The 25,872-nt window shown below is 47.2% G+C and carries 22 protein-coding genes; 13 read left to right on the top strand and 9 right to left on the bottom strand.

Annotation, left to right across the window (positions count from 1 at the left end; genetic code table 11):
- Positions 1-2: 2 nt before the first annotated feature.
- Positions 3-1,739: a phospho-sugar mutase gene (locus tag KB186_RS25690; RefSeq protein WP_232774655.1), complete on the top strand. Its 1,737-nt coding sequence runs from the start codon at positions 3-5 to the stop codon at positions 1,737-1,739.
- Positions 1,740-1,745: 6 nt separating this feature from the next.
- Here KB186_RS25690 and KB186_RS25685 read toward each other — a convergent pair whose 3' ends face one another.
- Positions 1,746-2,453 carry a hypothetical protein gene (locus KB186_RS25685; protein WP_232774654.1) on the bottom strand — a complete coding sequence of 236 codons (708 nt, stop codon included), beginning with the start codon at positions 2,451-2,453 and terminating at the stop codon, positions 1,746-1,748.
- A 237-nt stretch (positions 2,454-2,690) separates the two neighbouring features.
- Between KB186_RS25685 and KB186_RS25680 the strand changes: the two genes are divergently transcribed.
- The 6 genes from KB186_RS25680 (at position 2,691) to KB186_RS25655 (ending at position 9,482) form a co-directional block, all read left to right on the top strand.
- A complete protein-coding gene (locus KB186_RS25680) occupies positions 2,691-3,548 on the top strand; it encodes a hypothetical protein (protein ID WP_232774653.1) in 858 nt (285 codons plus the stop codon).
- A gap of 126 nt (positions 3,549-3,674) precedes the next feature.
- The gene (locus KB186_RS25675; protein ID WP_173608545.1) at positions 3,675-4,646 is read left to right on the top strand and encodes a GDP-mannose 4,6-dehydratase; all 972 of its coding nucleotides are present in this window, start codon (positions 3,675-3,677) and stop codon (positions 4,644-4,646) included.
- A gap of 44 nt (positions 4,647-4,690) precedes the next feature.
- Complete coding sequence (locus tag KB186_RS25670; protein ID WP_173608546.1) at positions 4,691-5,926, top strand: glycosyltransferase family 2 protein; 1,236 nt, start codon at positions 4,691-4,693, stop codon at positions 5,924-5,926.
- A 30-nt stretch (positions 5,927-5,956) separates the two neighbouring features.
- The gene (locus KB186_RS25665; RefSeq protein ID WP_173608547.1) at positions 5,957-6,913 is read left to right on the top strand and encodes a GDP-L-fucose synthase family protein; all 957 of its coding nucleotides are present in this window, start codon (positions 5,957-5,959) and stop codon (positions 6,911-6,913) included.
- Positions 6,910-8,016 carry a glycosyltransferase family 4 protein gene (locus tag KB186_RS25660; RefSeq protein ID WP_173608548.1) on the top strand — a complete coding sequence of 369 codons (1,107 nt, stop codon included), beginning with the start codon at positions 6,910-6,912 and terminating at the stop codon, positions 8,014-8,016. Before KB186_RS25665 ends, KB186_RS25660 begins: the two co-directional genes overlap by 4 nt.
- 26 nt (positions 8,017-8,042) lie before the next feature.
- The gene (locus tag KB186_RS25655) at positions 8,043-9,482 is read left to right on the top strand and encodes an FkbM family methyltransferase (protein WP_173608549.1); all 1,440 of its coding nucleotides are present in this window, start codon (positions 8,043-8,045) and stop codon (positions 9,480-9,482) included.
- A 52-nt stretch (positions 9,483-9,534) separates the two neighbouring features.
- Here the strand turns inward: KB186_RS25655 and KB186_RS25650 are convergent, their stop codons facing one another.
- From KB186_RS25650 to KB186_RS25625, 6 genes are all read right to left on the bottom strand, one after another.
- Positions 9,535-10,422, bottom strand: a complete 888-nt coding sequence (locus tag KB186_RS25650; protein WP_232774651.1) for an NAD-dependent epimerase/dehydratase family protein — start codon at positions 10,420-10,422, stop codon at positions 9,535-9,537.
- Between the two features lie 36 nt (positions 10,423-10,458).
- Positions 10,459-11,052: an FkbM family methyltransferase gene (locus KB186_RS25645; RefSeq protein WP_173608551.1), complete on the bottom strand. Its 594-nt coding sequence runs from the start codon at positions 11,050-11,052 to the stop codon at positions 10,459-10,461.
- Between the two features lie 13 nt (positions 11,053-11,065).
- Positions 11,066-11,845, bottom strand: coding sequence for a glucose-1-phosphate cytidylyltransferase (gene rfbF / locus KB186_RS25640; protein ID WP_173608552.1), 780 nt, complete (start codon positions 11,843-11,845; stop codon positions 11,066-11,068).
- A gap of 24 nt (positions 11,846-11,869) precedes the next feature.
- Positions 11,870-12,961 carry a CDP-glucose 4,6-dehydratase gene (gene rfbG / locus KB186_RS25635; RefSeq protein ID WP_232774668.1) on the bottom strand — a complete coding sequence of 364 codons (1,092 nt, stop codon included), beginning with the start codon at positions 12,959-12,961 and terminating at the stop codon, positions 11,870-11,872.
- Positions 12,954-14,357: a sugar phosphate nucleotidyltransferase gene (locus KB186_RS25630; protein WP_232774650.1), complete on the bottom strand. Its 1,404-nt coding sequence runs from the start codon at positions 14,355-14,357 to the stop codon at positions 12,954-12,956. The genes rfbG and KB186_RS25630 overlap by 8 nt, the downstream gene beginning before the upstream one ends.
- Before the next feature lie 114 nt (positions 14,358-14,471).
- A complete protein-coding gene (locus KB186_RS25625) occupies positions 14,472-15,317 on the bottom strand; it encodes a hypothetical protein (protein ID WP_173608554.1) in 846 nt (281 codons plus the stop codon).
- Positions 15,318-15,524: 207 nt separating this feature from the next.
- Between KB186_RS25625 and KB186_RS25620 the strand changes: the two genes are divergently transcribed.
- Entirely contained in the window at positions 15,525-16,373 is an 849-nt protein-coding gene (locus KB186_RS25620) for a DUF1698 domain-containing protein (protein ID WP_173608555.1), read from the top strand.
- A gap of 123 nt (positions 16,374-16,496) precedes the next feature.
- Positions 16,497-17,684, top strand: a complete 1,188-nt coding sequence (locus KB186_RS25615; RefSeq protein ID WP_173608556.1) for a glycosyltransferase family 2 protein — start codon at positions 16,497-16,499, stop codon at positions 17,682-17,684.
- 4 nt (positions 17,685-17,688) lie between these two features.
- Here KB186_RS25615 and KB186_RS25610 read toward each other — a convergent pair whose 3' ends face one another.
- Positions 17,689-18,036 (bottom strand): DUF1360 domain-containing protein, encoded by a 348-nt coding sequence (locus tag KB186_RS25610; protein ID WP_137029958.1) that lies wholly within the window; start codon positions 18,034-18,036, stop codon positions 17,689-17,691.
- Between the two features lie 95 nt (positions 18,037-18,131).
- Between KB186_RS25610 and KB186_RS25605 the strand changes: the two genes are divergently transcribed.
- Positions 18,132-19,229, top strand: a complete 1,098-nt coding sequence (locus KB186_RS25605; protein ID WP_221869230.1) for a peptidoglycan-binding protein — start codon at positions 18,132-18,134, stop codon at positions 19,227-19,229.
- 55 nt (positions 19,230-19,284) lie between these two features.
- Here KB186_RS25605 and KB186_RS25600 read toward each other — a convergent pair whose 3' ends face one another.
- Positions 19,285-20,655 carry a hypothetical protein gene (locus KB186_RS25600; RefSeq protein ID WP_232774649.1) on the bottom strand — a complete coding sequence of 457 codons (1,371 nt, stop codon included), beginning with the start codon at positions 20,653-20,655 and terminating at the stop codon, positions 19,285-19,287.
- A gap of 137 nt (positions 20,656-20,792) precedes the next feature.
- On the opposite strand from KB186_RS25600, the gene KB186_RS25595 reads away from it, so the two are divergent.
- The 3 genes from KB186_RS25595 to KB186_RS25585 all read left to right on the top strand — a co-directional run.
- Complete coding sequence (locus KB186_RS25595) at positions 20,793-21,677, top strand: glycosyltransferase family 2 protein (RefSeq protein ID WP_232774648.1); 885 nt, start codon at positions 20,793-20,795, stop codon at positions 21,675-21,677.
- A 110-nt stretch (positions 21,678-21,787) separates the two neighbouring features.
- The gene (locus KB186_RS25590) at positions 21,788-22,993 is read left to right on the top strand and encodes a BMQ_0737 family morphogenetic spore coat protein (RefSeq protein WP_173608560.1); all 1,206 of its coding nucleotides are present in this window, start codon (positions 21,788-21,790) and stop codon (positions 22,991-22,993) included.
- A 154-nt stretch (positions 22,994-23,147) separates the two neighbouring features.
- On the top strand, positions 23,148-25,872 hold a 2,725-nt coding region (locus KB186_RS25585), incomplete at its 3' end, for a coiled-coil domain-containing protein (RefSeq protein WP_483298228.1).

Raw genomic sequence — 25,872 nt, 5'->3', positions numbered from 1 at the left:
ATATGAATGCAAACTGGTACACACACTACACACGCTGGAACGAGTGTGAATCCCTCGATTCAGAGCTTCGTCAGCAGTTGACCGCCATGCACGCTGATGAAAAGCAGCTTGCGGATTGCTTCTCTGCCCCGATTGCATTTGGAACCGGAGGCATGCGTGGGGTCATGGAGCCGGGAATAAACCGCATCAACCTATACACGATTCGCAAAGCAAGCGCGGGGCTGGCTCTTTATTTGCGCGAAACATATCCGGATCTGGCCGTCAAAAAAGTCGTCATTGCCTATGATTCACGGAAACACTCACCGTTGTTTGCCAAGGAAACCGCCAAAGTTCTCGGTCAGTACGGGATTACTACATGTATATTCAATCAGCTGACTCCTACCCCTCTGCTTTCCTTTGCTGTCCGTCACTTTTGTGCGTGTGCTGGCATTGTCATTACAGCAAGCCATAACCCGCCCGAATATAATGGCTACAAAATTTATGGCGCAGACGGGGGACAAATTACGCTCGCCACAGCCGAACGACTGATGGACCATATCGTTGCAGCCGGAAATGAACTCGAAATCACTCCAGCAGATGAGCAAGAGCTGTGCAAAAATGGACTGCTAAACTACATTGACGATTCTCTCTTAGATACGTATTTGGAAAAAGTAAAGCAATTGCGCGTCCATCCAGACTTATCTCCTGCCATCCGGGAGCAAGTGAAGATTGTCTTTACTCCCCTGCACGGCACGACGCATGACTCCATCACGCGTGGATTGAAATTGTTCGGGTATACACAAGTAAGTGTCGTTCCAGAGCAAGCTGTCCCCGATCCTAACTTTTCGACGGTAGACTCGCCTAATCCCGAAGAGCCTGAGGCCTTTCGATTAGCGATTTCGTACGCCGAACAAGTCGATGCCGACATGATCATGGGGACGGACCCTGATGGAGATCGCCTCGGCGTGCTCGTCAAAAATCAGGCAGGAGACTACAGCGTCCTGACCGGGAATCAGTTGGGAGCCTTGCTTCTTCATTACCTGCTGGAAACCAAACAAAAAAAGGGGGAGCTCCCCAAAAACGGCATCGTATTGAAAACGATCGTCACATCTGAAATGGGCAGGGCCATCGCGACAGACTTCGGCATATCAACAGAAGATACTTTGACAGGCTTCAAATATATTGGCGAAAAAATCGATGCCTACGAAAAGAGTGGAGCGCACGTCTTTCAATTTGGTTACGAAGAAAGCTACGGATACTTAATCGGCGATTTTGTCCGTGATAAGGATGCCGTACAAACAGCTTTGTTGCTTGCTGACATGTGCGCGTATTACAAATCTCAGGACAAAAGCCTCGCTGCCACACTGAGTGACTTATTCAACCGTTACGGTCATTATGCGGAAGAGCTGATTTCTTTCACGTACAAAGGAGGAGATGGCATGCAAAAAATATCGGCAACGATGTCTTCCCTCCGCAATCAGCCCCTTTCCCAAATCACCTCCCACCCCGTCATAGCCATCGAAGATTATGCCAGCGGAATCCGCACAGATTGTCAAACAGGTACAACCACTCCGCTCACCTTGCCTGTATCAGATACCATCAAATACTTTTTCCACGATCATTCGTGGTTTTGTGTCAGACCCTCAGGTACGGAGCCCAAAATCAAAATCTATTTAGGCGTGAAAGGAACGAGTAGTCAGGATAGCCAAGAAAGGCTCTTCACCTTGAAGCAAGCTGTCTTGCAAATGCTCGGTTTCTAGTAAGGACTAGATTTCCAAATAAGGACCGGACTGATGAGGATGTCCCCCCTCGTTTGCTCCGTACCGAGGAGCATGATAAGCCTGCTCTGGTGTTAATTCAGGGAAACCCGATTGGTGAAGCAGGTCTCGTCTCAGGAAAAAAGCGTTGACGCCCTTTGAATCTGTTCCCACCAATGCGTACCCCAATCTTCTTCCCAATATAGCCAAGGAACTCAAGCTCGCACCAAAGTAGCTAGTGCCACCCCATTTAAAATCAGCCTGATACGCAATCACCATTTTTTGTGGAGGAGGGTAAGCCGCATTGTATTCAATGACAATGAGTCGCGGGCTGTACGCAAAAAGAGCTTGCCATACCCAGTAATCATTGCCGTCAATGTCGATGGAGAGCAGATCAAATTCCTTGGGAACACCATTGTCTGCGAATAACTGGGCAATATTTTCTCTCGTGATCAACTCATTCTTGATGATGAGCTGGGGATAGGCAACATAATCGGCAGACATTTTATTGCAACTGTTCAGGTCGCCTTCCATTGCCAATCCGCTCCATCCATGCTGCGTGACGAGATTTTTTATCAAGCATTCCGAGCCATCTCCCACTCCAAACTCTACACAATAGCGATTCGCAGTTCCGATTCGCGAAAATATTTCTTCAATGATGCCGTCTTCTCCATTTTGGGAATACACTCGCTTTTCATATCGGTTTAACACATTCATTCCCCCTATGCCTCCATTTACAACGTCCGTCTTTACGTATCTTATTTATCTTTTTGCGGATACGATTGGTCATTCAAGGAACAGGCTGCAAAACAGGCTATTTGATGCATCTCATACAAAATGTTCCACGTAAGAGGCGCCAGCCGTTTCAAGGCCCTCCTCGGGACAATATATTAGGATAAAGTTTATCAATAGGAGCCTATCAGGCATTTTGTCAGACAGAGGAGATGTATAATTGTGAGCTTGCCCATCGTGTTTATTCACAGAACAGCTGAAGATCATGTAGGATTATGCATGCAACAGGCGAAATACAGCAACCCTTCTTCTCGTGTCATTCTTATCGGAAGCCCAGAAAACAAGTATCTTTCTGCGGAAAATACAGAGCACTTCCTGTTGAGTCGTTTCTACCAAAGCGCCCAAGCTTTTTCTTATGTTTACAAGCACTCCACTTCCAACACCTACGAATACAATCTGTTTTGCTTCCAACGCTGGTTTATTTTGCGCGATTTTATGAGGAGTCAAGGGATAGAACGTTGTTGTTACCTGGACTCGGACGTAATGCTATACACCGATATCAACATCCGAGACAATGAGGATTTCGATGACTTTACATTTGAGTACACCTGGACGACCGTATGCGACCTGGAAAAACTCAATCAATTTTGCGATTACGCGACCAAATTTTTTCGCGACCCTCTTCACTACCAGACTCTGCTTCAATTCGCAAAAGAAATCGGAGATGCTCCCATTTCTGACATGGTGTTGTTTATTCTGTTTCACAATTACGCGCTTCGCCGTAAAGCTACGTATGGGATCGTTGCCAACGGCTTTTTTGATCATAATCTCAACTGTCCTTTTGCCCCATCCTGCCCGCAGGCTGACAGCCAAGATGGGAAGAAGCAGATTTATCAAAAGAATGGCGCACTCTATTGCAAAATAACCGGGACGACTGACTACCTTAGCGCTCATTCCTTACATTTTCAAGGACATGCAAAAGCATATATCCCCTACTTTCGCTCACAGGACATCCCGAACACAGATGATTTCATGTATTTCGATTATCCGACCTGCAAATGGGTGCCAGCCGAACCCTGAACCCAATAAAATTCCCTCTGGAAACGAGCTGTGCGCCGTGCCATTTTTTCACGTTTTTCCATATTCATAATATGTTAAGCTGTTCATCCTTCGCTATGAGCATCATAGACAGGGGGGATTCGACTCATGAAGGCATTGATTACCGGAGTAACGGGATTTGCCGGCAGTCACTTGGCTGAGTATCTACTGTCGCGGGGAGATGTAGATGTTTACGGCACATTCCGGTCCCTTACCAAAAAAGAGCAGCTGGGGCACCTGATGGACCGCGTGCATATGGAAAACTGTGAATTAAGAGATCCCCAATCTGTAAATGAACTCATCCAGAGAATAAAGCCCGATCTCATTTTTCACCTGGCTGCTCAAAGCTTTGTCCCCACCTCGGTGTCGTCTCCCGCAGATACGATGGTAAACAATATTGTCCCACAGTTAAATTTGTTCGAGGCGGTACGCAACCATGCTGTTGCTTGCAAAATTCAAATCGCTTGCTCCAGTGAGGAATACGGTTTGGTTTATCCGGAGGAAATCCCTATTAAGGAGACCAATCCCCTCCGTCCTCTCAATCCGTACGCGGTCAGTAAAATTGCCCAGGATTACCTCGGGTATCAATATCATCACAGTTACGGTCTGGCGATCATCCGTACACGTACCTTTCACCATACAGGTCCGAGAAGAGGCGAAAGCTATGTAACCTCTAATTTTGCCAAACAAATTGCCCAGATTGAGCTTGGCCTGCAAGAGCCAAAAGTACATGTCGGCAATCTTGGGGCCATTCGCGACTTCACGGATGTACGGGATATTGTCAAGGCGTATTGGTTGGCGATTACGCGAGGTGAGCCAGGTGATGTCTACAATATATCCGCAGGTACTCGCTATACCATCGAGGACATGTTGAAGACGCTGCTCGCTCTGACTGATGTGCAGGTAGAAATACATGTAGACACCAATCGGTTGCGCCCCTCTGATGTAGACATTGTATTGGGAGACTCTTCTTTGTTTCGAGAAAAGACGGGATGGGAGCCCGAGATCTCGTTCCAGAAAACGATGGAAGATGTATTGAATTACTGGCGCTCAGTGCTACGCAAGCCTAACAGCTCTTAAAAACGTCGAGTGGATGAGTAGAAAAAATCAGGAGGGAACTTCTTATGTCCATGCAATCCCTTCCTCTCGTAAGTGTCATCACCCCTTCGTACAATCAGGCAAAATTTATCAAACGAACGATCGATAGTGTACTAACACAGGACTATCCCCATATTGAGCATATTGTGGTCGATGGCGCTTCAACTGACGGTACGCAGAATATTTTGCAGCAATACAGCCATCTTGGGGACCGCTTCCGCTTCGTTTCCGAGCCAGATCGCGGCCAATCCCATGCCGTCAATAAAGGATTACAAATGGCACGAGGCGAGATTATCGGTTGGCTCAATTCGGATGATACGTATTTTCCCGGTGCCATTCGAAAAGCAGTGACTGCCTTGCAGCAAAATCCCGATTGGGGCGTTGTTTACGGAAAAGGGCTCCACATTGATGAGAACGACAAAGTTAAGTATCCGTACATTTGGGTAGAGTTTGACAGAAAAAAATTGTTTAATTTCAACCTCATTTGCCAACCCGCTGCTTTCCTGCGCAAGCATGCCTTTGAAGCAGTTGGTGGTGTAAATGAAGAACATGACTGGTGCATGGATTACGATTTGTGGAACCGGATTTCCCTGCATTATCCGATTGGGACGATACCGGAATTCTTGGCTAACTCACGCTTATATGATGCATGCAAAACGTTTGTCTATGAATTGGAGCCAGGATTTTCCGAAATTTTGAAAACAAGCGTGAAGCATCATGGCACCATCTCGAATGAATGGCTCTATCACTACACGCAGAAGCATTACAAGCAAGGAGCATTTTGGTTTCTAAACAAGCTGAAAGCGTATCATGCATTCGGACCCTCTCCCCAAATCATTGCATCCAACCGCTACCCGGACGCATGGGCTCCCCAAAACCTGAGAATGACCATCGAAGCCAGCCATGGACCGATGCACGCTTTGCTTTTCAAAGGAAGCAACCAAAATACCGCCCCTCTCCTGCATTTTCATGTCATGAGGAATGGGAAACTCGTACACAAATTCCAAGTTACCCAGGAGCGTTTTCAAGTCGCGATTCCCATTGCCTCCGAGGGACAGCGATGTGAAGTGAGTATTTTTTGCAGCCAACAGATCCTTCAGAGCCACCCCAACAATCCTGAAGTCAAACGATCTGTTAGCTACCATCTGGAAGAAGTCCTCCCGCTTTCCTATGAGGAGTACCAATTTTATCAGGAATTTACCAAAGGCAAGGCCCATATCGAAAATTGGGTAAATCGCAGAGTCCCTTCGCCTCGAATTTGAATGCGGACGAGAAAGGCAGGTTGACACGAATTGAATCTGGCGAAAAAACGGATTGTGGTGACTGGTGGATCAGGATTTCTAGGAAGCCACGTCGTTCATCAATTGCGCAAGCTGGACTGTACGGACATCTTCATCCCTAGAAGCCATGAATACGATCTTCGCAAAGAACATGATGTGAATAGGATGTTGCAAGATTTCCGTCCCGATATCATTCTTCACTTGGCTGCCGTGGTCGGCGGAATTGGCGCGAATCAAAAAAATCCCGGTAAATACTTTTACGATAATTTGATCATGGGGACTCAGCTCATGGAGCAATCCCGCTTATTCGGTATTGAAAAATTCGTAGCCATCGGAACCATTTGCTCCTATCCGAAACATGCGCCCGTACCGTTTAAGGAAGAAGATATATGGAATGGCTATCCTGAAGAAACCAATGCTCCGTATGGCTTAGCCAAGAAAATGATGCTGGTGCAATCGCAAGCCTATCGCGAGCAATACGGGTTCAATTCCATTTATTTGCTTCCTGTCAATTTGTATGGCCCGGGCGACAATTTTGATTTGGAAACCTCACACGTCATCCCTGCCATCATTCGAAAATGTGTGGATGCAATTCGCAATGACGAGAAGAAGATCGTTCTCTGGGGAACAGGCAGCGTCACACGCGAGTTCATATATGTCGAAGATGCTGCACAGGCGATTATCGCTGCAACTGTGAGCTATGATCAATCTGAACCGGTCAATATCGGTTCTGGTCATGAAATCTCCATCAAAAGCTTAGCAGAAACAATTAAACAGCTAAGCGGCTTCCAGGGAGAGATCGAATGGGATAATACCAAGCCAGACGGACAACCGCGCCGCCTTTTAGATATAACCAAAGCAAAAGAACGGTTCGGCTTCGTGGCTCAAACGTCTTTACTCGCTGGATTGGAGAAAACGATCGCATGGTACATGGCACATCCTCACGTGCAAGGGAGGATCCCAACATGAGAGTCGGAATAAACCTGATGTCAGTGATTCCTGGCAAAATCGGCGGGATGGAACAGTATGTCAGGAACTTGCTGGCCTACTCGATGAATGCTGGGGACGGTCATCAGTGGTTTCTTTTTTTATCCTCACACAACTTCCATACCTTCGAGGCGCAAAAAAATGTTCGCAAATTCATGGTCCCCGACCATGGTAATGCACACGCAATGCTTCATTACTGGATTAACTCCCTGCAGTTGAATTTGTGGTTTTGTCCGCTGCTCGTCTTAAATCCAACCGATGTCACAATCCCTTCTGTGATCAACATTCCAGATATCCAGCACGAGTATTACCCGGAGTTTTTCGATGCTCATTCCTTACGCTGGCGACTGGACAACTACAAATCGTCTGCAGAGCGTTGCAGTGCCGTGCTGACGCTGTCGGAGTTTTCCAAGCAAACGATCCTCCAAAAATTCGGGCTTCCTCCGCATAAAGTACACGCAATCCACCTGGATGCCTCGCGGGAATTTTCCTTGCCGCATAATGAGGCACTCAACCAACAGGTCATACAAAAGTATAAGTTGCCCAGCGAATACGGCTTTTTCCCTGCGAATACATGGCACCACAAAAATCACCTGAATGTATTCAAAGCACTTGTCACTTTGCGGGATAAACACCAAATACGAATTCCCATGGTTTTCACCGGTTTTGCTCAAGAGGCCCATCAAAACGTCATGAATTACATCACAAATAACCAGCTGTGGGACCAAGTCAAATGGCTCCATTACGTACCGCAGGAAGAGATGCCTTACTTGTATCGGAATGCTCAGTTCCTTTGCTTCCCTTCCCTCTTCGAAGGCTTTGGCATTCCGCTGGTAGAGGCCATGAAGTCCAACATTCCCATCGTATGCTCCAATGCAGGGAGCATTCCTGAGGTGGTGGGTGACGCTGCTCTCACCTTCGATCCGAATATTTCCGATGATATCGCGGTGAAGCTCGCCCATCTTTATTTGACACCTGAGGCAAGAGCAGACCTGGTTGCCAAAGGCATCCATCAAGCCAAGCATTTTTCGTGGGAGAAATGCGCACGCGAAACATTGGCTGTCTTTTCTTCCGTCGCACGCTAATGTCATTGAAAGGAGGTCATCTTTGTATGTCTCGCATGCAGCAAATTCGGGAGACGTGGAGGAAGGAGCGCCGAATCCCGTTTCCGTTAACAGAACAAGAGACTTGGGATTTTTGGCTGTTGGAAGCACCGACAAACGATTTGAAAAAGTCGAAGATCAAGCATATAGCGAAAACGATGGGCATCCGCACCTTGATCGAGACAGGCACGTTTAAGGGCGACATGTTGGAAGCGATGAAAAACCATTTCGACCTGCTCGTTTCCATTGAGCTGGATGAAGCATTGTTTATAGCGGCAAAAGAGAGATTCTCAGGTGACAGCCACATCCATATCCTCCACGGTGACAGTGGAGAAGTATTGACCAACCTGATGCACTCTGTTACAACACCCTGCCTGTTTTGGCTGGACGGTCATTACATCCCGCGCTCAACGGAGGCAGCCAAGGGAGACCTGGACACCCCTATCTTGCATGAGTTAGCTGCCATTCTGCAGCATTCTGTTCAAAATCACGTCATTTTGATTGATGATGCTCGCTGCTTTATTGGTCCCAATCCATTGTTGAAAGATTATCCCACTATCCAGGAACTACGAGAATTCGTTCATTCTCTTCGTCCTGACCTCCTATTTGTCGTAGGAAATGACATCATCATGATCTACAATCCACTTGAAGGAGCAACAAATTCGATGAAGAAAGTTGACTTTCACCTGCCGTTTGACAATCGAACCTTTACCGTCTATGGGGACGACTCCGATCAAAGCGTCCTGTACTTTATGGAGTATTACAAAGGATATTATGAAGACTACGTTATCCTTCCTCTGAAAAAAATCGTACAACCTGACCATGTTTGCCTAGACATCGGAGCAAACATCGGTCCGATCTCGCTCGCCCTGAGCTATCTCGCACCTCTAGGCAGGGTGTACGCATTCGAACCCTCCGATGCCAATTATCCTTATCTCCTGCGGAACCTGGCCGAGAATCACATCACCAATGTCGAGCCACTTCAGCTCGGAATAGCGGACCGCAACGGGAACATTCATTTTAATGACGATCCACGTGGAGGCGGATGGTCTTATATCCCGCATGAGCCAGAAGACGTGGGGAAATCCACGCAATTCATATCATGTGTCAGGCTGGATGACTGGGTAGAGCAAAATATGATCTCGCGCATCGACCTCATTAAAATTGACGTGGAAGGCTCGGAGGTCGTCGTCTTGGAAAGTGCCATGCGAACGCTTAAGCAGTGGGACCCGGATGTAATCATTGAATTCAACCCAGAAAGCATCAGGGAAAACTTCGGCAGACATCCACTCGTGCTATACACACTGCTGGAGAAATTGTTTACCCATATTTATATTTTCAAGCGGGACAATACGGTGGTAAAAGTGAAGAACTACAACCATTTATTAGACGAAATGAAACCTTTCCACGCTGATCTTTTCTGCACAAACAAGACTTTCCTCGATTAAGCGCACATAATAAAAACATGGCTGTTGGCTCGCCATGTTTTTTGTTGCGTTGCTATTTGAAAGTGGCCATTACCTTTCTCAATCCATCCTCCAGCTTCACTCGATGTTTCCACTCTAGTGCTTGCAGCGATCGGGTATCTGCTTGTGAATGCATGATTTCCCTATCTGAATACGTAATCGATCCGAACTTCAGGACTGTCCTAGAATGCGTCATCTGATGAACCAGTTCTACAAACTCCCGGATCGAGGTAGCAGTACCTGTCCCTACCTGGTATTCCGTAAAGCCTGCGGGTAGACGGGCAGCATGGGCCAAAAGCACGCGGTAGGCAGAAACGACATCCTCCACATAAATAAAGTCCCTGGCTTGCTTTCCTTCTGTTAGCCTTAGTTCTGGTTGATTTTCGAGACAGCTTTTGATGACAGAAGGGACAAACTTATTCGTATTGTCATAAGGACCATACACATGCTCCAGCCGGACGTTGATGAATTGCAAGGAAGATGTATCTGCTAAGCATTTTCCCCATTCTCGAAATTGACGCTTCGTCAAATTATATGGTTGTAGATGATTGGATAATCGGGTGGGCGCACTGGAAAACGTATCTGTATTTAGAAAAACAGGGGTACCAATGCGCATAGCCATATCCAGCAGTTTAAGCGGAAAGGTCACATTGGCATCTACCATTGTGGCATTGCTCTCGTAGTTGCGTCCATAACAGGTTGCCGTATGGATGATCGCATCGATTTTCCCCTGCTTGAAAAAAGGAGCTTCCCATTGACCGCGATCTGTATCATACGTAATCAAATCAGGCAGTATGTCCTGGATACGCGAGCAATCGGAAGTGCTCCTTTTTAAAAGGATGAGGGTATGTCCGTCCAATAGCAGCGCTTTTACGAGCTGGCTTCCGAGAAAGCCTGTCGCGCCGGTCACAAGTATCTTCATTTGGGATCTCTCCCCTTCACCTGCTATGCACTCTTCTTATATCCAGTTCAAGTCGATGTTGTGAATTTGTTTTTCTTGCATGACCCTCCGAAAGTGATCGGCTTTCGCTTTCAAGCCTTCGATCAGCCATTCATGATTTTCTACAACGATTTTTTCTACTTGCAGGTGTAAATTTTGTTCTACGATTTTTTCCAACAGTTCAAATTCTGCTCCCTCGATATCTATTTTGATTAATTTGATCGGCCGATTGAGCATCTGGATGAACTGTGTCAAATCGATTACTTCAACCTCTACATACTTATCGGGATTCGTAACAGGATGATTCGTCAAAAGAGAAGAGGCATACGCAGACCCTGCCGGATCGGTATGGTAAAGATCATGCAAATGCAAGCGCAGCTTGTCGTTTTTATGCCATACCGCTTTGTTTATACATACGACATTGGGATAGGAACCAACCCTTTTTTTCAATTCCTCAAATACGTATGGATTCGGTTCAAAAGCAAAGACGAGGGCGCCTTTATCCGCCATTTTTTGTGAAATGACCCCATAATTCGCTCCACAATCGATCGTTATGTCCCCGTATCCGATCGGAGAAAAAACTTCTTCACTGTTCTCGTTTAATCCGCCCACTCCTGCTTCCTCCTTATATTCGGCTGGTTGCCCATGCTGCCTTTCCGGATTTCCACAGTTTTTCCAAGTAGTTTTTATCTCGAAGCGTATCCATTGGCTGCCAAAAACCGGTATGCTTGAAGGCCATCAGTTGATTCGCCTTGGTCAATCCCTCCAACGGCTCTTTTTCCAAGACCGTCTCATCACCCGCAATATAATCAAATACACCCGGCTCCATGACAAAAAAACCAGCATTGATCCACCCGCCGTCCCCCTTTGGCTTCTCCTGGAATCCTGTTACGGTATTCCCTTCCGCAATATCCAATGCTCCGAATCTGCCTGGCGGTTGAGTCGTGGTGATCGTTGCGAGTTTTTTATGCGTACGATGAAAATTTACCAACTGTTCAATATCGATGTCGGATAAGCCATCTCCATACGTCAGCATGAATGTTTCTTCTCCCACATACTTCTGAATGCGCTTCACCCTTCCACCTGTCCCTGTGTCTTTCCCCGTATCAATCAATGTGACTCGCCACGGAGCAGCATTGTGGTTGTGAAAAGTGACCTGATTGTCATTACGAAAATCAAACGTCACATCAGAATGATGGAGGAAGTAGTGCGCAAAGTACTCCTTGATCATATAGCCTTTGTACCCGAGACAGATGATGAAATCATGGAAACCGTACTTGGAATAAATGGACATGATATGACAAATGATGGGCCAATCACCGATCTCAATGAGCGGCTTCGGACGAAGATGGGTTTCTTCTCCAATTCGCGTACCATACCCTCCTGCCAGGATGACGACTTTCATTGGCTGCCCTCCTTCCTCTGTTGTTCATTGGGCCTTATTTGTATACGCTGCGATTTGGGCCAAACAAATTTCTCCTACGTCTTGCTTTTGCTGATAAGCCTTCTGCCAAGAAATGATACTGTCCAAGGTCTGTTCGAGCGACCAGTTGGGCTTCCAACCGATTACGCTTTTGGCTTTGGAACAGTCCAGCTTTAAATATTGGGCTTCGTGCCATTGTGGATCGGTTCGCTCTGACTCAAAGCAGGCACCAGCCCCCCATCGCTCACACAATTGATGGACGATCCACTCTACCGATCTGGCATCTTCCTCATTCGGACCAAAATTCCAGCTCTGAGAGTAATCCTTGCCATTCGCCCACATTTTTTCAGCGAGCATCAAGTACCCCTTCAAGGGCTCCAGGACATGCTGCCACGGCCGGATTGCTTTTGGATTTCGGATAGTGATTGTCTCTCCCTTTATCAAGGCACGAAGGCAATCCGGTATCAAGCGATCAAGAGCCCAATCACCGCCGCCGATTACATTGCCTGCTCGTGCTGAAGCAACGGCTACGCCATGCTGGTCATACTGGTCGGGATGAAAGAAAGCATTGCGATAGGAGGCAGTCACTTGCTCCGAGCATGCCTTGCTGTTGGAATACGGGTCATAGCCACCCAACACATCCTGCTCACGGTATCCCCACACCCACTCCCGATTTTCGTAAACCTTATCCGTCGTAACATTAATGATCGCTTTGATTTTCATTCCATTCTGAACAGCCACTCTCGCCGCTTCGAGTACATTCACCGTACCCATGACGTTGATTTCGTAGGTTTCCGCCGGGTATTGATACGACAGGCGCACCAACGGCTGAGCAGCCATGTGAAAGATAATATCTGGTTCTGCTTGGTTGATCGCTTTTTGAACACTTTCCTTTGATCTGACATCATCAATGATGGAATCAACCAATGAGCTGATTTGGGCACACTCAAAAATACTCGGGTTTGTTGGAGGCGAAAGCGCATACCCTGTTACCTTCGCCCCCAAGTCATGCAGCCATAAGCACAGCCATGCGCCTTTGAAGCCTGTATGACCTGTGATCAACACTTTTTTGTCTCGCCAGAACGCAGGTTCAATCATTGCGATCACCGTGCTTCCTTATCTGCTCCAGAATCGCTGACCACGTCATCCCAAGTCGAACGATATCTTCTTCTACCAGCTGACTGCCCATCTGTACCTCGATGAATTCCAGCTCGGTCGTAGCTTTGATTGCATGTTTGGCTCCGACCGGGATTTGCAAAACGTCACCTGGTCCAACCTCTCTCAGCAGATCATCCAAAATGAACTCGCCGCAGCCCTCTACGATGATCCATACTTCACTACGGTGGTGGTGGTACTGATAGCTCAAATTTTTCCCGGCGTATACATGGATTCTTTTCGTTAATACTTCCAAGTCGTCTTCATTCTTCTGAAAATGCATAACCTGATACCATCCCCAGCGCCGCTCTTCATACATTGGGCGCTTTGTCCAATCCAAAGCCAAATTTTTGACCATATGGCTTTGTTCCTTGGAAGAAACGAGGATGCCATCCGGGCTCGCCGCCACGATCATATCCGATAGACCGATGGACACGATAGGTATGTCCAATTCGTTGATAACGTGCGTATTGGTGCAATTCTCATCTAGCAAAACCTTACCGATAGCATTCGCGCTCATTTCTTCCGTGAGCGTATTCCACGTCCCTAAGTCCTTCCAAGCTCCGTCATACGGGAGAACGACTACTTTCTCTGCCTTTTCTACGATCTCATAATCAAAGCTGATAGCAGGCATTTGGCTATATTGCTCAAGCATGCGGTTGTATTCAGTAGGCAATCCTTTTTGCTCCAATTCGCGAATCAGATAACCCAATCGAAAAGCAAAAATTCCACAATTCCACAGGGCTTTCTTTTCTACTAAATCCTGCGCTTGCTCAAAGGACGGCTTTTCTTTGAAGCTTTTTACTTTTTGATAGGCATGTGGCCTTTTACCCTCATTCGATTCTGCTTCTAACTGGGGGACAATGTAGCCGTATTTGGTAGATGGATACGTTGGTTTCACTCCGATTAATGCGAGATTCGCGCCTGATTTGAGGATGACGTTCTCCAACTCCTTGATCCTGTCCATGAAGCGGTCCTCAACGAATGGATCTACAGGCATGATGGTGATGACTTCATCCGGGTCCATTGTCAAAGCAGAGTACAAATAGGTCACCGCTAAAGCAATGGCAGGGAAGGTATCCCTTTTTTCCGGCTCCACGATCAAAGGAACGCCTTCACCTAGTTGGCTTTGAAGCAAATCAACATGCGAGCGGCCTGTTGAAATATAAACAGGCTCCGACCAATTGCGGGAGGCCAGTTGTCTCCACACTCGTTGAACCATCGCCTCTGGTTGGGCATGTGCATTGCCTATCAACTTCAAGAACTGTTTGGACCTGACATCATTGGAGAGCGGCCACAGCCTTTTCCCTGAACCACCCGATAGCAATATCAGTTTCACCCAGGCCACCTCTATCCGTTTATCGTGGTTGTATGCACCATCTTATGCGTTTGTCGCAGTCGATGCTCTATGATCCAATGAAAATGGTCAAATAACACGAGGGATGATAGAAGCCTATAAAAACTGAATCCATCGGTTGGAGATATAATCGAAAATGTAAGAACCTGCTTGTGGAAGATAGGGAGCCATGAAAAACCTCATAAAGTGCTTCGTGTATCCTTGAAAATGAAGAGAAAACAACGGCAGATATCGCCCCGTTGCCTTATCCTTGCAGCACAAGACACCATTTATCGAGTACACTTTCTTATAGCCGTACAAATTTTCCATTGATGTAGCCTGCTGAATATTCCCATCAATTATGCCATCATGAAACAAGCCATTCGTGATTTGGTAATCCTTGAACCGCTCAAGAAATAGCAAGGCCAGCACCATATCCGTAATGAGAGGCTGATTGAATCGTACATGTTCCTTTCTTTGCATGGTGTATTGAACGACTTGCGCGAATGCAATCGGATTGGCAAAATGAGATTTCATGAACTCGCAATATAGTTCCAACTTCTGCCTATCTACGAAATTTGTCCATACGAATTCCATCGTAAAGTTGCCAAAGCGCGGATGGTTCACATCGGTAAACAGCAAGACATCCGTATCGATATAACAGCATTTCGGAATCTGATGCCTTTCCATAAACGCCAACAAAATAAACCATCTCTGAAAACAAAACAAATTGTACTCATAGGGCATGAAATGAATATGTTTATAGACTCTCGTCATGTCGGCTGCAGCATGCATGTAATCGTCTATCATCTCGTAAAGGATGCCGTTCGTAGCATGCCTCCTATTCCCTCCATTCCCTATCAGATAGACGGGCGAATGGGGGTTGCTTCTTTTCGCTTGCTGCAAGCTGTATGTGAGATAATCATCGTCCCCGCGATGGATGATCACGATGGGCAAGGGCATACTCTTTCCACCTCCTTTTTCTCCCCATACTTTATGTAGGTGACGGACAACGAGAAACGGGCATATGCCTTTTTTCCGAAAACCTGCTTGTAACCAAGCAACTTTAGACATGAATAGGACGAAATTAATGCATTTATATCATTTCCCCCAGCATGGTCCGAACATATCGTATAGGGCAAGCACTCTGCAATGAAGGGGGACATGTCGATGGGAAGATTTTGGACAGATCAGGAAATCCTCGATGAGATCAACAAACGACGATGGTACCATAAAATCGCACTGCGACCCGGGATTGTCACACCCGGGATTTCGCTTCTGGAAGGTATATGGAATATGACGAGACAATCCCGAGAATACATCCAATATTCGGGGAAACGCGTCCTTGATCTCGCTAGTTTTGACGGGATGTGGGCTTTTGAAGCGGAGCAGAGAGGGGCAAGTCTTGTCGTGGCTACGGACTGTATGCAGCCACTCTATTTGAATTTTGAGTTTTGCAAGAACATCCTGCAAAGCAAAGTTTTGCCGTTGTACAATACCAGCCCTTATAAACTTTGGGAGGGGCTACAGGTATTGCTGATGGACGATTTTACAGAACCACTGCCATTCCCCCATCAAATTCGGCACAATCAATTTGATATCGTCCAGCATCTTGGTCTGCTCTATCATCTGCGCGATCCAATGTGGACATTGTCGCAATGCCGAAGCGTGATTAAACCCGGCGGGCACCTCTTGTTGGAAACTGCCTGTATTTTGGATACGAATCAATCCATCATGGTCTACAACGGAGCTCCTGGACAAATGAACCGGATTTATAAGGACGATACGACTTGGTGGTTGCCATCCGTGCTTTGCATTGAGGAGATGCTGAAAGGCACGTTGTTTGAAGTTCTTCCTGAATCCGTTCGGACCATCCCCTCCGGCAAAATCAACAATTACGATGCAGGTCGCATCAGCCTCGTGGCAAGAGCCATTCCTGGTAGCGCAATCGACCATAACTGTCACGCGGAGTTGCTCCGTATATTCCGCAATCCAGGGATCATTCCGGACTACCTGTAATATCCGGAGAATTTGAAATCGGGTGCACAAGATCGACGATGCTTGTGTACCCGATTTTCCATTTTTTCATAGTCTGAAGGTAGTGCATGCATTTTTTATGATGGAAAGATGGGAGTGAATCTCGTGTCCCACTCACAGCAACCATTAGTGAGTATCATTACCCCCTCTTACAACCAAGGCCGGTTTATTCGTGAGACGATAAATAGCATATTGACCCAGGATTATGCAAACCTTGAGCATATCGTGGTAGATGGAGGCTCGACTGACGATACGCTCTCCATCCTGCAAGAATATGCACAAAAAGATCCGCGCTTCCGTTATATTTCCGAACCGGATCGCGGACAGTCTCACGCGCTTAACAAAGGTCTGGCAATGGCAAGAGGGGAAATCATTGGCTGGCTGAATTCAGACGACACCTATGTACCCGGCGCCATCATGCTGGCTGTTCACGCTTTTGCGAACAACCCGAGCTGGGGAATGCTTCACGGCAATTGCCAAGTGATGAACGAGTACGGTCAAGTATCTTCCACCTATCCGTCAGAACAGGCTGATTCCAAGAAGTTGTATCAGAGCTGCGTGATTTGCCAGCCTTCCGCTTTCATCAGGACCCACGTTTTCAGGCATATGGGGGGCGTAGATGAAAAGCTGCAATTTTGCATGGATTACGACCTGTGGATGCGCATCGCCAAATTTTATCCCATCGGTTATGTGCCTCACTACTTAGGAAACGCCCGAATCCACACGACCTGCAAATCAGCTACACAATGGCATTCTGTCGGCGTACCTGAAGTATTACGATCACTTGCGAAAAATTATTCGTCTATCCCCAGCCATTGGATATCGTACGTTCCACACTACAAAGGCATGGGTGTACTCGACCTCTTGAGGATCTATAAGTCCTTTCCATCCAATACAACCAGAATTACAAGCATGAATCGGGGGATGGACTTGTGGGCGCCTCCAGTCCTGCGTGCGATTGTAGAATCAGATCCATCAGCACCGGCTCAAATGTTGTTACTGAAGGGCAAAGTCCCTGGCTCCCCTGCAAAATTGCCGAAGCCCATAGTTTTGACTGCGCTCGTGAATGGCGTCAACGTAAAAAGTTACACCGTTGATAAACCCACCTTTGCCCTCGAAATTCCACTCGATCCGAATGCCACAACACTCCGTGTGGACATCGCTTCTTCCAGTGTCGGTGTACCGAGCACTCCGCAAGTCCAGCAAAGAATCGTGGGGGGATACATGGCCGAAGAAATTATTCCTCTTTCGTATGACGAAGTGATCGTGTACAGAACTTTTTCAAGGAGTTAACCATTCAACTCGTATATAGCTTCGTTTCAATGACAGCCGCCGCTCCGGCTATGGCAAGCAGGAGCAGCAACGGATAGGCGGCTGGCACATACATATACAACCCAACGATCAAAGCGCCTACCCATATTCCCACACACCAATGGCAGCTCAACAGTCTGCCTATCCATTGGCGCACCCTACCACCTTTAAATTGAAAGTCCCGAACCATTTGCCCCGACTCATCAGGTACATATAACACCTGGTAAAATGGGTTTCGCAGAAAAGACGTAATCTCATCAAAAACAATCAAATGCGTGAGACGAAAGCTTGCCAGCACGAGAATGATTAGGTCAATCCATGAGAGGTCAAACATTCCACCTCCACCTCTTTCCAATATTTTGTGCTTTTCTCATTTGTTCCACATTTAGTACCATTGTGGTGCGACAAACCAGAGAAAGGCGTGATGAGATGAATCGCAACATGAAGAAAATGGCAACGATCCTTTCCCTGTCCGTCCTCGTAACCATGATCGGACAACCTGCATTTGCGAAAACTAGCTTTACTTCTTTGAAAAAAGGAATGAAAAGCTCGCGTGTGCTTGAAGTGGAAAAAATGCTCGATGCACTCCATTACGACTACAAGCTGGTAGTGGACAAGACATACAACAGCTACACAGTTTATAACGTCAAAGCGTTCCAGAAAAAATACAAGCTCAAGCAAACAGGAATTGTAAACAAAGCAACTTACGATAAACTGAAGAGCGCGTACCAAGCACGCAATCAAGAGCAACCGACACAGCCGAGCACACCGTCCAAGCCTGGCAAGCCTGCTGAATCCAACGATTACGTTACGCTGAAATTGGGTGCTAGCGGTGAAAACGTGAAGGAATTGCAAAAGATGCTCGCTGGCCTCGGATACAAAGTAACTGCCTCCGGTTATTACGATGAATCTACGCGCTTTGCCGTCATGCTATTCCAGTCGCGCAATAAACAACCGTTGACTGGTGAAGCAGATGCCAAAACTTATACAGCCATTCAAACGCAATACAAGAACAATCCAGTGCAGCCCGGGCAAGATACGAAGCCAACTACTCCAACAAATCCAACGACTCCCGTAACACCAAGCAAGCCTGAGCAACCGCAAAACCCTGGTGCTGGCACGCAAGTTCCTCTACCCGCTGGTTTGACGGCTGAGGAAAAAGAAATGGTTCAGCTCGTGAATCAAGAGCGCACCAGCCACGGACTCGCTCCTTATCAAGTGGACATGCAGTTGGAGAACGTTGCACGTGTAAAAGCCCAAGATATGGTAAACAAAGGGTACTTTAGCCACACGTCTCCCACTTACGGCTCACCGTTTCAAATGATGGACACTTTTGGTATTCGCTATATTGCTGCTGCTGAAAATATTGCCCAAAACTATTCCGTAAGCAGCGCTCATCAAATGTTCATGAATTCCTCCGGGCACAAAGCCAATATCATGAGTCCAACATACGACTACGTTGCCATTGCTGTTGTAAATGGCGGTCCGTACGGGAAAACGTTCGTACAAATGTTCTTGAAAAAATAGAGACGCGGAACGGAAAAGCCATCATTTCTACTGAAATGGTGGCTTTTCTTCCCTATTAGAAAGACACGGCGATCCGGTTATTGGCGGAAAAGTGTACGGTCTGATCGTTGCACAACACGACACCCTCGACCACGATTCCCTTCCCCGCTTCTTGTTTCATAAAAGAAATCTGAAAATTTTGGAAGGATTCCGTCGATTCTGGCACAATGGTTACAGGCTGGATCGGCGCTATCCAGTATTCCCCTCTCTCCATCGCTTGGGCAAACCAATCGTCTTCCAAGTATCTCCAGCCTTTTAATCCCGATGTACCTTGCACGGCCATCGTTTCCACGAGCTTCGGCGGCAATACCTGCCCTCCCATTTTGATTGAATCGACGGGTGAGACACGCAGGCAAACGATTGGATTTTTCAGTTCAACATTCCCCGTATTTTTCACCTGAAGTGTCCCAATCAACAGGTACGGCTTCTCCACTGATTCAGAGTGAATCAACGTGTAATCAAAATACACTTCGGCCGTTGTACGCAATTCGACCTGTTCAGGCACTTCTTCAACTGGATGAATGGTCACTACCTGTTCCAGCAATTCTTCTTCTGCCAGGATCAACAGCTCTTCCCGTTCACTTTCTGACTCGCTGTTTCTTTCACTGTTTACATCTCTATTTAAGTCAATGACCTCAGCACTCGGCTGGTCACTTTCCTGAATCGTGTTTTGTTTTTCTGCCAATGGCTTTTCGTCTTCTCCCTGCTGACTTTCCTTGTCAGAGGTAAAGAGCATCGTGGAATAAAACAGTTTTAAAATATTGGGTGGCAAAAAAGCCATTGGTTGAATGTGCAATCCATTTTGGAAATACTCCAAAACCCCTGATGCTAAGTGCAGCGCAATTTTTTCCGAATACAGTTTACGTTTGCTCACTTCCGTAAAAAGCGGCAGTTGCAACTGGATGTGAACGATCGATGGTTGCTTTTGATTTTTGGTTACTTTATAGTGACACGGGATTCCTGACTGCTGCATCTCTGTACGCAAACACTTGATCAGATCTTGCCGCTTTTCATCCTCTGACTGAAAGAAAATCAGTCGCGGCTTTTCCAGGACTCTCATTTCCTTCAAGCTGAAACGTATGGCGACATCTGTATTTTTCGCCAGAGACGGATTGTTTTGACTTAAGACAACCTCCATCCCACTATCAGAAAGAAATTTTTGAACGTTCCCCAATACCTCCCACTCATAGGCAGTCCCTCCTGAAGATATGCCTGTAAAAAGAACGCAAACTTTTCCTTTCAACCCCGAATCCAGGTCAACTCTTTTATTCGTCGAATCCCACTTCAATTGAAAGCCATTTTGCTTGCAAAATAAACGGAACGCTGGCAGAGCCGCGTACGGCATGGTCCCGCCACGTTGACCACTGTAATATACCTCAACATCCATTCCCATCTCTCCTTACGACACTTTCCTTCAGTCCGCGATATTGTATGAATGCCCAGTGTCCAAAGTGAACATTTTTGGCGATGACTGTTCCGAAGAAGCGCTTTGCGCATACGATGGCTACAGAAAGGAGTGGTTATATGCCCACCTCACAAATGCCCCTGATCTCCATTATCATTCCTGTAAAAAATGAGGGGGACAATGTGCGTTCTACCATCACTTCCCTTTTGAATACAAGAACCACGTATCCGTATGAAGTGATCGTAGTTGATGATGCCTCAACTGATAACGGCTGTCACTTTTTACAAAGCCAAGGGCAAAATGAAAAAATAAAATTAATCACGACAGAAGGCATTGGTGCTGCAGCAGCACGAAATTTGGGCGTGAATCATGCCCGTGGCAACTACTTCATTTTTTGTGATGCCCATCTGTCTTTTGAAAACTTTTGGATCGATCGTATGATGGAGCTCATTCTGACAAAAAAAGCAGATGGCGTTGCTCCCGGAATCGCTTCCATGACAGAGCCACATAAAATTGGATATGGGCAAAATCTGAATCAGAAGCTCGAGATTACCTGGTATCCAAAACCAATGGGCCCTGCACCGGTTGCGATATTGCCAGGGGGATGCTTCCTTGTCACCAGAGAAGCTTTTGTGAAAGTCGGGGGCTTTGACCGTGGTTTTCGCATATGGGGATTTGAGGATATCGAGTTTTCCATTAAGATGTGGCTCTTTGGATATACGTGTATGGTACAGCCATCCGTAAAAATCTTGCATTTGTTTAGGCAAGTTCACCCTTACACAGTTGCACATGAGCACATTTATTACAATATGCTTCGAATGGCGTACAGCCATTTTAACGAGCAGCGGATTGAGGCAGCGAAAAAACTTGTACTCTACGCAAATGCGAGTGAAATTGCGGATGATGTGCTGACTTGCGGGGCGGCCGCTCAGCGTGTTCGATATGCTGCCCAAAGAAAATTCGACGACAATTGGTTCTTCCAAAAATTCCAAATTCCGTTCTAACAAAAGATAGTGACCTAAAAAATAGGCGCATGCTCAACATGCCAAACTCCCGTTGCCCACATAGTATGTAACTGCAAAGCAAACTCCCTAGGAAAGGAAGGATTCTTACGGTGAAACATCACGTGAAGCCCATTATGGGTCGCCAGCTCCCTACACCGACGCCTACAGCAACTCCTCCTATATCGAACAACCTGCAGGAAGAGTGCATTCGCGTCAACAAGGTGTATGACTGGGTAGTATTAGCGAACAGCTACCGAAACAAGATTGCCCTTCCCGACGATTGTCAAGCTCTGGTAGACGCTGCCATTCGTGCAGGGCAAGATATCACGCTCTCCTGCGTTGAGCCAGTTACTCCTGGTCCTACTTGCAGAGTCGTCAGTATTCGCCGCGAGAACATTACAGTCGGTGGAACCACCGTTCGGGTCGGGGTCGTTCGCTTCGTGTTCGGAGCCACTGTGCTGGTTCGTGTATTTGCAGACGGAACACCTCTCTGCGAATTCACAACAACCGTGCAATTCGATCAGGAAGTCGTTCTCTGCCTGCCAGAACCACTTGATGAGGACAATATTTTGTGCCGAATCAGTGCTTTTGAGTGCTCACCGACCGGTACCGTTCTCCTCGGTGGCATGGTTCAACTCGACGTCATTGTCTGCGTAGAAATCCAGGTAGAAGCTGAAGTCAAACTGGAAGTATTGGCGAAATTCTGCGCGCCGCGTCCAAACAACATTCCAATTCCATCGCCAACGCCATCTTTCCGTTGCCCGCCGATCACATTCCCGCCACAATGCCCGCCAATCTTCCCAGTACGCAACTGCGATTGCCAGGCGTCCGTCAACGCATTGGTACCGAACATTTCCGTATCGCTCGGTATCCCGCTCGTACTCGCGGCCGGAACCATTCAGCTTATCGCAGATATCTGCCCAAGCTGCGATCCGTCCAGCAGCTCGTTTACCTTTAACTTCTTTGATAATGTCTTGCCTGATGTACTCCCAGGCGATCAAAGCTTCAGCTTCTCGCCTACGACTATCAGCTCTCCGACCTGCATTACCGTCTTGCCGATCCTTCCTATCGTGACAGGTCTCGTCGTAACAGGTACCGGCGTTCAGACATTTACCGCAACAGGGGCACAGGAGACCGTAACCTACTCCCTCACTTTGGCGGAAACAGGTCTCGGCCTGCCTGATGTCATCATCCTGACACTCACGAACTCTGCCGGTGTCCTCATTTTCTCCGCAACCGTCACCGTTGTGCCAGACGAACAATTGCTGGTTGCCGATTGCATCACTTTCGGAGATATTGTCATCACTTCTCCGTAAGCAAAACAAAAAAGATGATTACCAATCAGGCGGGAGAAGACCATCACTTCTCCCGTTTTTTCTATGGAAAACAGTCACTACAATACAGGCACCAATTCCCACCCCGTACATATGACTATATGGGAATGCCAGACGGAAAAAGGAGGACAACACTGTGTACAAAAGGAGAATCTCCAATGCGAACAAGCCGAAAGAAAATGAGAAGCTCCTCCTGCTAAAAAAACAAGCACACTACTACGAAGACAAAGCAAACCAACTCATGAAAGAAGTGTGGCACCTACAAAAGCTGATAGAGGAAACATCCCAAAAAAACGAAGCATACAGAGACCAGCTTGAGCAATTAAACCAGAACCTCCACGATTTGGACAGCAAAGGGGCAGAATGGAAACAGCGCTTGAACGATTCACAAGACATGCTTCAAGAAATGAAAAGCAAGCTCGACTACTACGAGCATCTCTTGAAACAACGCGAAAATGCCATAGCCGACCACCAGGAAACAGAGGCAAAACTAAAGAGTTCGATCGAAAGCTTGCAGACTGAGATCAGAGAGCAACGAAAAGGTCCACGGCTTGAAGAAATCATGTCGAAACATCAAGCGCAGGAAGCAAACTTGCGCGAGCAGATTGAATTGCTCCAACGGCGTATACAAAGCTACGAGCAAAAAGAGTCACAATGGCAAAAAGCGTTACACGAGCAAGATCAGCAGCAACTGAGTCAAATCGAGGAAATCCTGCAAGAACGACAGCAGCATTTAGACATGATCGCGCATCTGGAGCAGCAACAGCTTACCTGGAAGCAAGCTTTGGATCATGCAAATGAAGAGTTTGAGAGTGCGCAGATGAAGCAGCACGAGCAACAATCCAAAATCGAATCGTTGAATCAGCAGTTGGCGGACGCACGGGCACGGGAAGAGCAGACACTCTCTACCCTACAGCAGCTTAAAGAAGCAAGCGCAAATGGAGAGGTGCGGGAACAGGAACTACAGGTGCGAGAGCAAAACCTCCACGCATTTGAGCATAGTCTCCAGGCGCACGAGCAGGATCTACACGCTCTCCAACAAGACCTCCAGTCGAAGGAGCAAGAGCTGCATTCTCAGACGCAACACCTACAAAAACGGGAACAGAAGCTGCTCGGTCTTGAACAAGAGCTTCAGACCCAATGGTTAGAACTACATTCTCAAGCGGATCACCTGCAGATGAAAGAACAGGAGCTGCTTGCCACAGATCAAAAGCTCCAAACTAAGGAGCTGGAGCTGCATTCCCAGACACAAGAGCTTCAAGCGCGGCAGCAAGAACTTCTCGGTTTTGAGCAAGAGTTGCGGGGGCAAAGCCAAGAACTGCAATCCTTAAAACATAACCTGCAGACCAAAGAACAAGAGCTGCTTGTTACTGAGCAAGACCTCCAGGCTAAGGAGCTGGAGTTGCATTCTCAGAGACAAGAGCTTCAAGCACAGGAGCAGGAACTTCTCGGTCTTGAACAAGCGTTACAAGCGCAAGGACTGGAAATACACTCTCAGGCACAAGACCTTCATGCAAGGAAGCAGGAACTTCTCGGTCTGGAGCAAAAACTCGAGACGAAAGAGCAACAGCTCCAGTCCAAAGAGCTAGAGCTACATTCCCTGGCACAAGACCTCAACGCTCGGGAGCAGGGCTTGCTCGATTTTGAGCAAAAACTCGAGGCTAAGGGACTCGAACTTCAATCCCTGACGGAAAACCTCCATTCACGGGAGCAGGAACTTCATGTTCTCGAAAAAGAACTGCAGACTCAAGGTCAAGAACTTCATTCCCTAGCGCATAACCTCGAGACGAAAGAACAGCAGCTCACTTCCAAAGAGCTAGCGCTGCATTCCCAAACGCAAAACCTCAACGCGCGGGAGCAGGACCTTCACGGTCTTGAAAAAGAGCTTCAAACTCAAGGCCAAGAACTCCAATCCCTGGCCCAAAACCTGCAAACGAAAGAACAGCAGCTCACTTCCAAAGAGCTAGAGCTGCATTCCCTGACACAAGACCTCAACTCACGGGAGCAGGACCTTCACGTTCTCGAAAAAGAGCTTCAGACACAAGGTCAAGAACTTCAATCCTTAGCGCATAACCTCGAGACGAAAGAACAACAGCTTACTTCCAAAGAGCTAGAGCTGCATTCCCTGACGCAAGACCTCAACTCACGGGAACAGGACCTTCATGTTCTCGAAAAAGAGCTGCAGACACAAGACCATGAACTTCAATCCCTAGCGCATAACCTCGAGTCGAAAGAACAACTGCTCACTTCTAAAGAGCTAGACTTCCATTCACGGGAACAGGACCTTCACGTTCTCGAAAAAGAGCTGCAGACGCAAGGGCAAGAACTTCAATCCCTAGTGCATAACCTCGAGACGAAAGAACAACTGCTCACTTCCAAAGAGCTAGAGCTGCACTCCCAAACGCAAGACCTCCGTTCACGGGAGCAGGAGCTTCACGTTCTCGAAAAAGAGCTGCAGACACAGGGCCAAGAACTTCATTCCCTAGCGCATAACCTCGAGACGAAAGAACAACTGCTTCAATCCAAAGAGCTAGAGCTGCTTTCCCTGACGCAAGACCTCAACTCACGGGAACAGGACCTTCATGTTCTCGAAAAAGAGCTGCAGACACAGGGTCAAGAACTTCATTCCCTAGCCCATAACCTCGAGACGAAAGAACAGCAGCTCACTTCCAAAGAGCTAGAGCTGCATTCCCAAACGCAAAACCTCAACGCGCGGGAGCAGGACCTTCACGTTCTCGAAAAAGAGCTGCAGACACAGGGCCAAGAACTTCATTCCCTAGCGCATAACCTCGAGACGAAAGAACAACAGCTCACTTCCAAAGAGCTAGAGCTGCATTCCCTGACAAAAGACCTCAACGCAC

Origin of the sequence: Brevibacillus sp. AF8 (genome assembly GCF_021270385.1) — a bacterium.
Lineage (GTDB): Bacteria > Bacillota > Bacilli > Brevibacillales > Brevibacillaceae > Brevibacillus.
Note: the sequence above shows the minus strand (reverse complement) of the source record. Positions and strands in the feature narration are given on the sequence as shown.

Bases quoted from the DNA above. Each gene is read 5' to 3' on its own strand.
- KB186_RS25690 (WP_232774655.1), top strand. From the start codon at position 3: ATGAATGCAAACTGGTACACACACTACACACGCTGGAACGAGTGTGAA.
- KB186_RS25685 (WP_232774654.1), bottom strand. From the start codon at position 2,453: ATGAATGTGTTAAACCGATATGAAAAGCGAGTGTATTCCCAAAATGGA.
- KB186_RS25675 (WP_173608545.1), top strand. From the start codon at position 3,675: ATGAAGGCATTGATTACCGGAGTAACGGGATTTGCCGGCAGTCACTTG.
- KB186_RS25670 (WP_173608546.1), top strand. From the start codon at position 4,691: ATGTCCATGCAATCCCTTCCTCTCGTAAGTGTCATCACCCCTTCGTAC.
- KB186_RS25660 (WP_173608548.1), top strand. From the start codon at position 6,910: ATGAGAGTCGGAATAAACCTGATGTCAGTGATTCCTGGCAAAATCGGC.
- KB186_RS25655 (WP_173608549.1), top strand. From the start codon at position 8,043: ATGTCTCGCATGCAGCAAATTCGGGAGACGTGGAGGAAGGAGCGCCGA.
- KB186_RS25650 (WP_232774651.1), bottom strand. From the start codon at position 10,422: ATGAAGATACTTGTGACCGGCGCGACAGGCTTTCTCGGAAGCCAGCTC.
- rfbF (WP_173608552.1), bottom strand. From the start codon at position 11,845: ATGAAAGTCGTCATCCTGGCAGGAGGGTATGGTACGCGAATTGGAGAA.
- rfbG (WP_232774668.1), bottom strand. From the start codon at position 12,961: ATGATTGAACCTGCGTTCTGGCGAGACAAAAAAGTGTTGATCACAGGT.
- KB186_RS25625 (WP_173608554.1), bottom strand. From the start codon at position 15,317: ATGCCCTTGCCCATCGTGATCATCCATCGCGGGGACGATGATTATCTC.
- KB186_RS25620 (WP_173608555.1), top strand. From the start codon at position 15,525: ATGGGAAGATTTTGGACAGATCAGGAAATCCTCGATGAGATCAACAAA.
- KB186_RS25610 (WP_137029958.1), bottom strand. From the start codon at position 18,036: ATGTTTGACCTCTCATGGATTGACCTAATCATTCTCGTGCTGGCAAGC.
- KB186_RS25605 (WP_221869230.1), top strand. From the start codon at position 18,132: ATGAATCGCAACATGAAGAAAATGGCAACGATCCTTTCCCTGTCCGTC.
- KB186_RS25600 (WP_232774649.1), bottom strand. From the start codon at position 20,655: ATGGATGTTGAGGTATATTACAGTGGTCAACGTGGCGGGACCATGCCG.
- KB186_RS25595 (WP_232774648.1), top strand. From the start codon at position 20,793: ATGCCCACCTCACAAATGCCCCTGATCTCCATTATCATTCCTGTAAAA.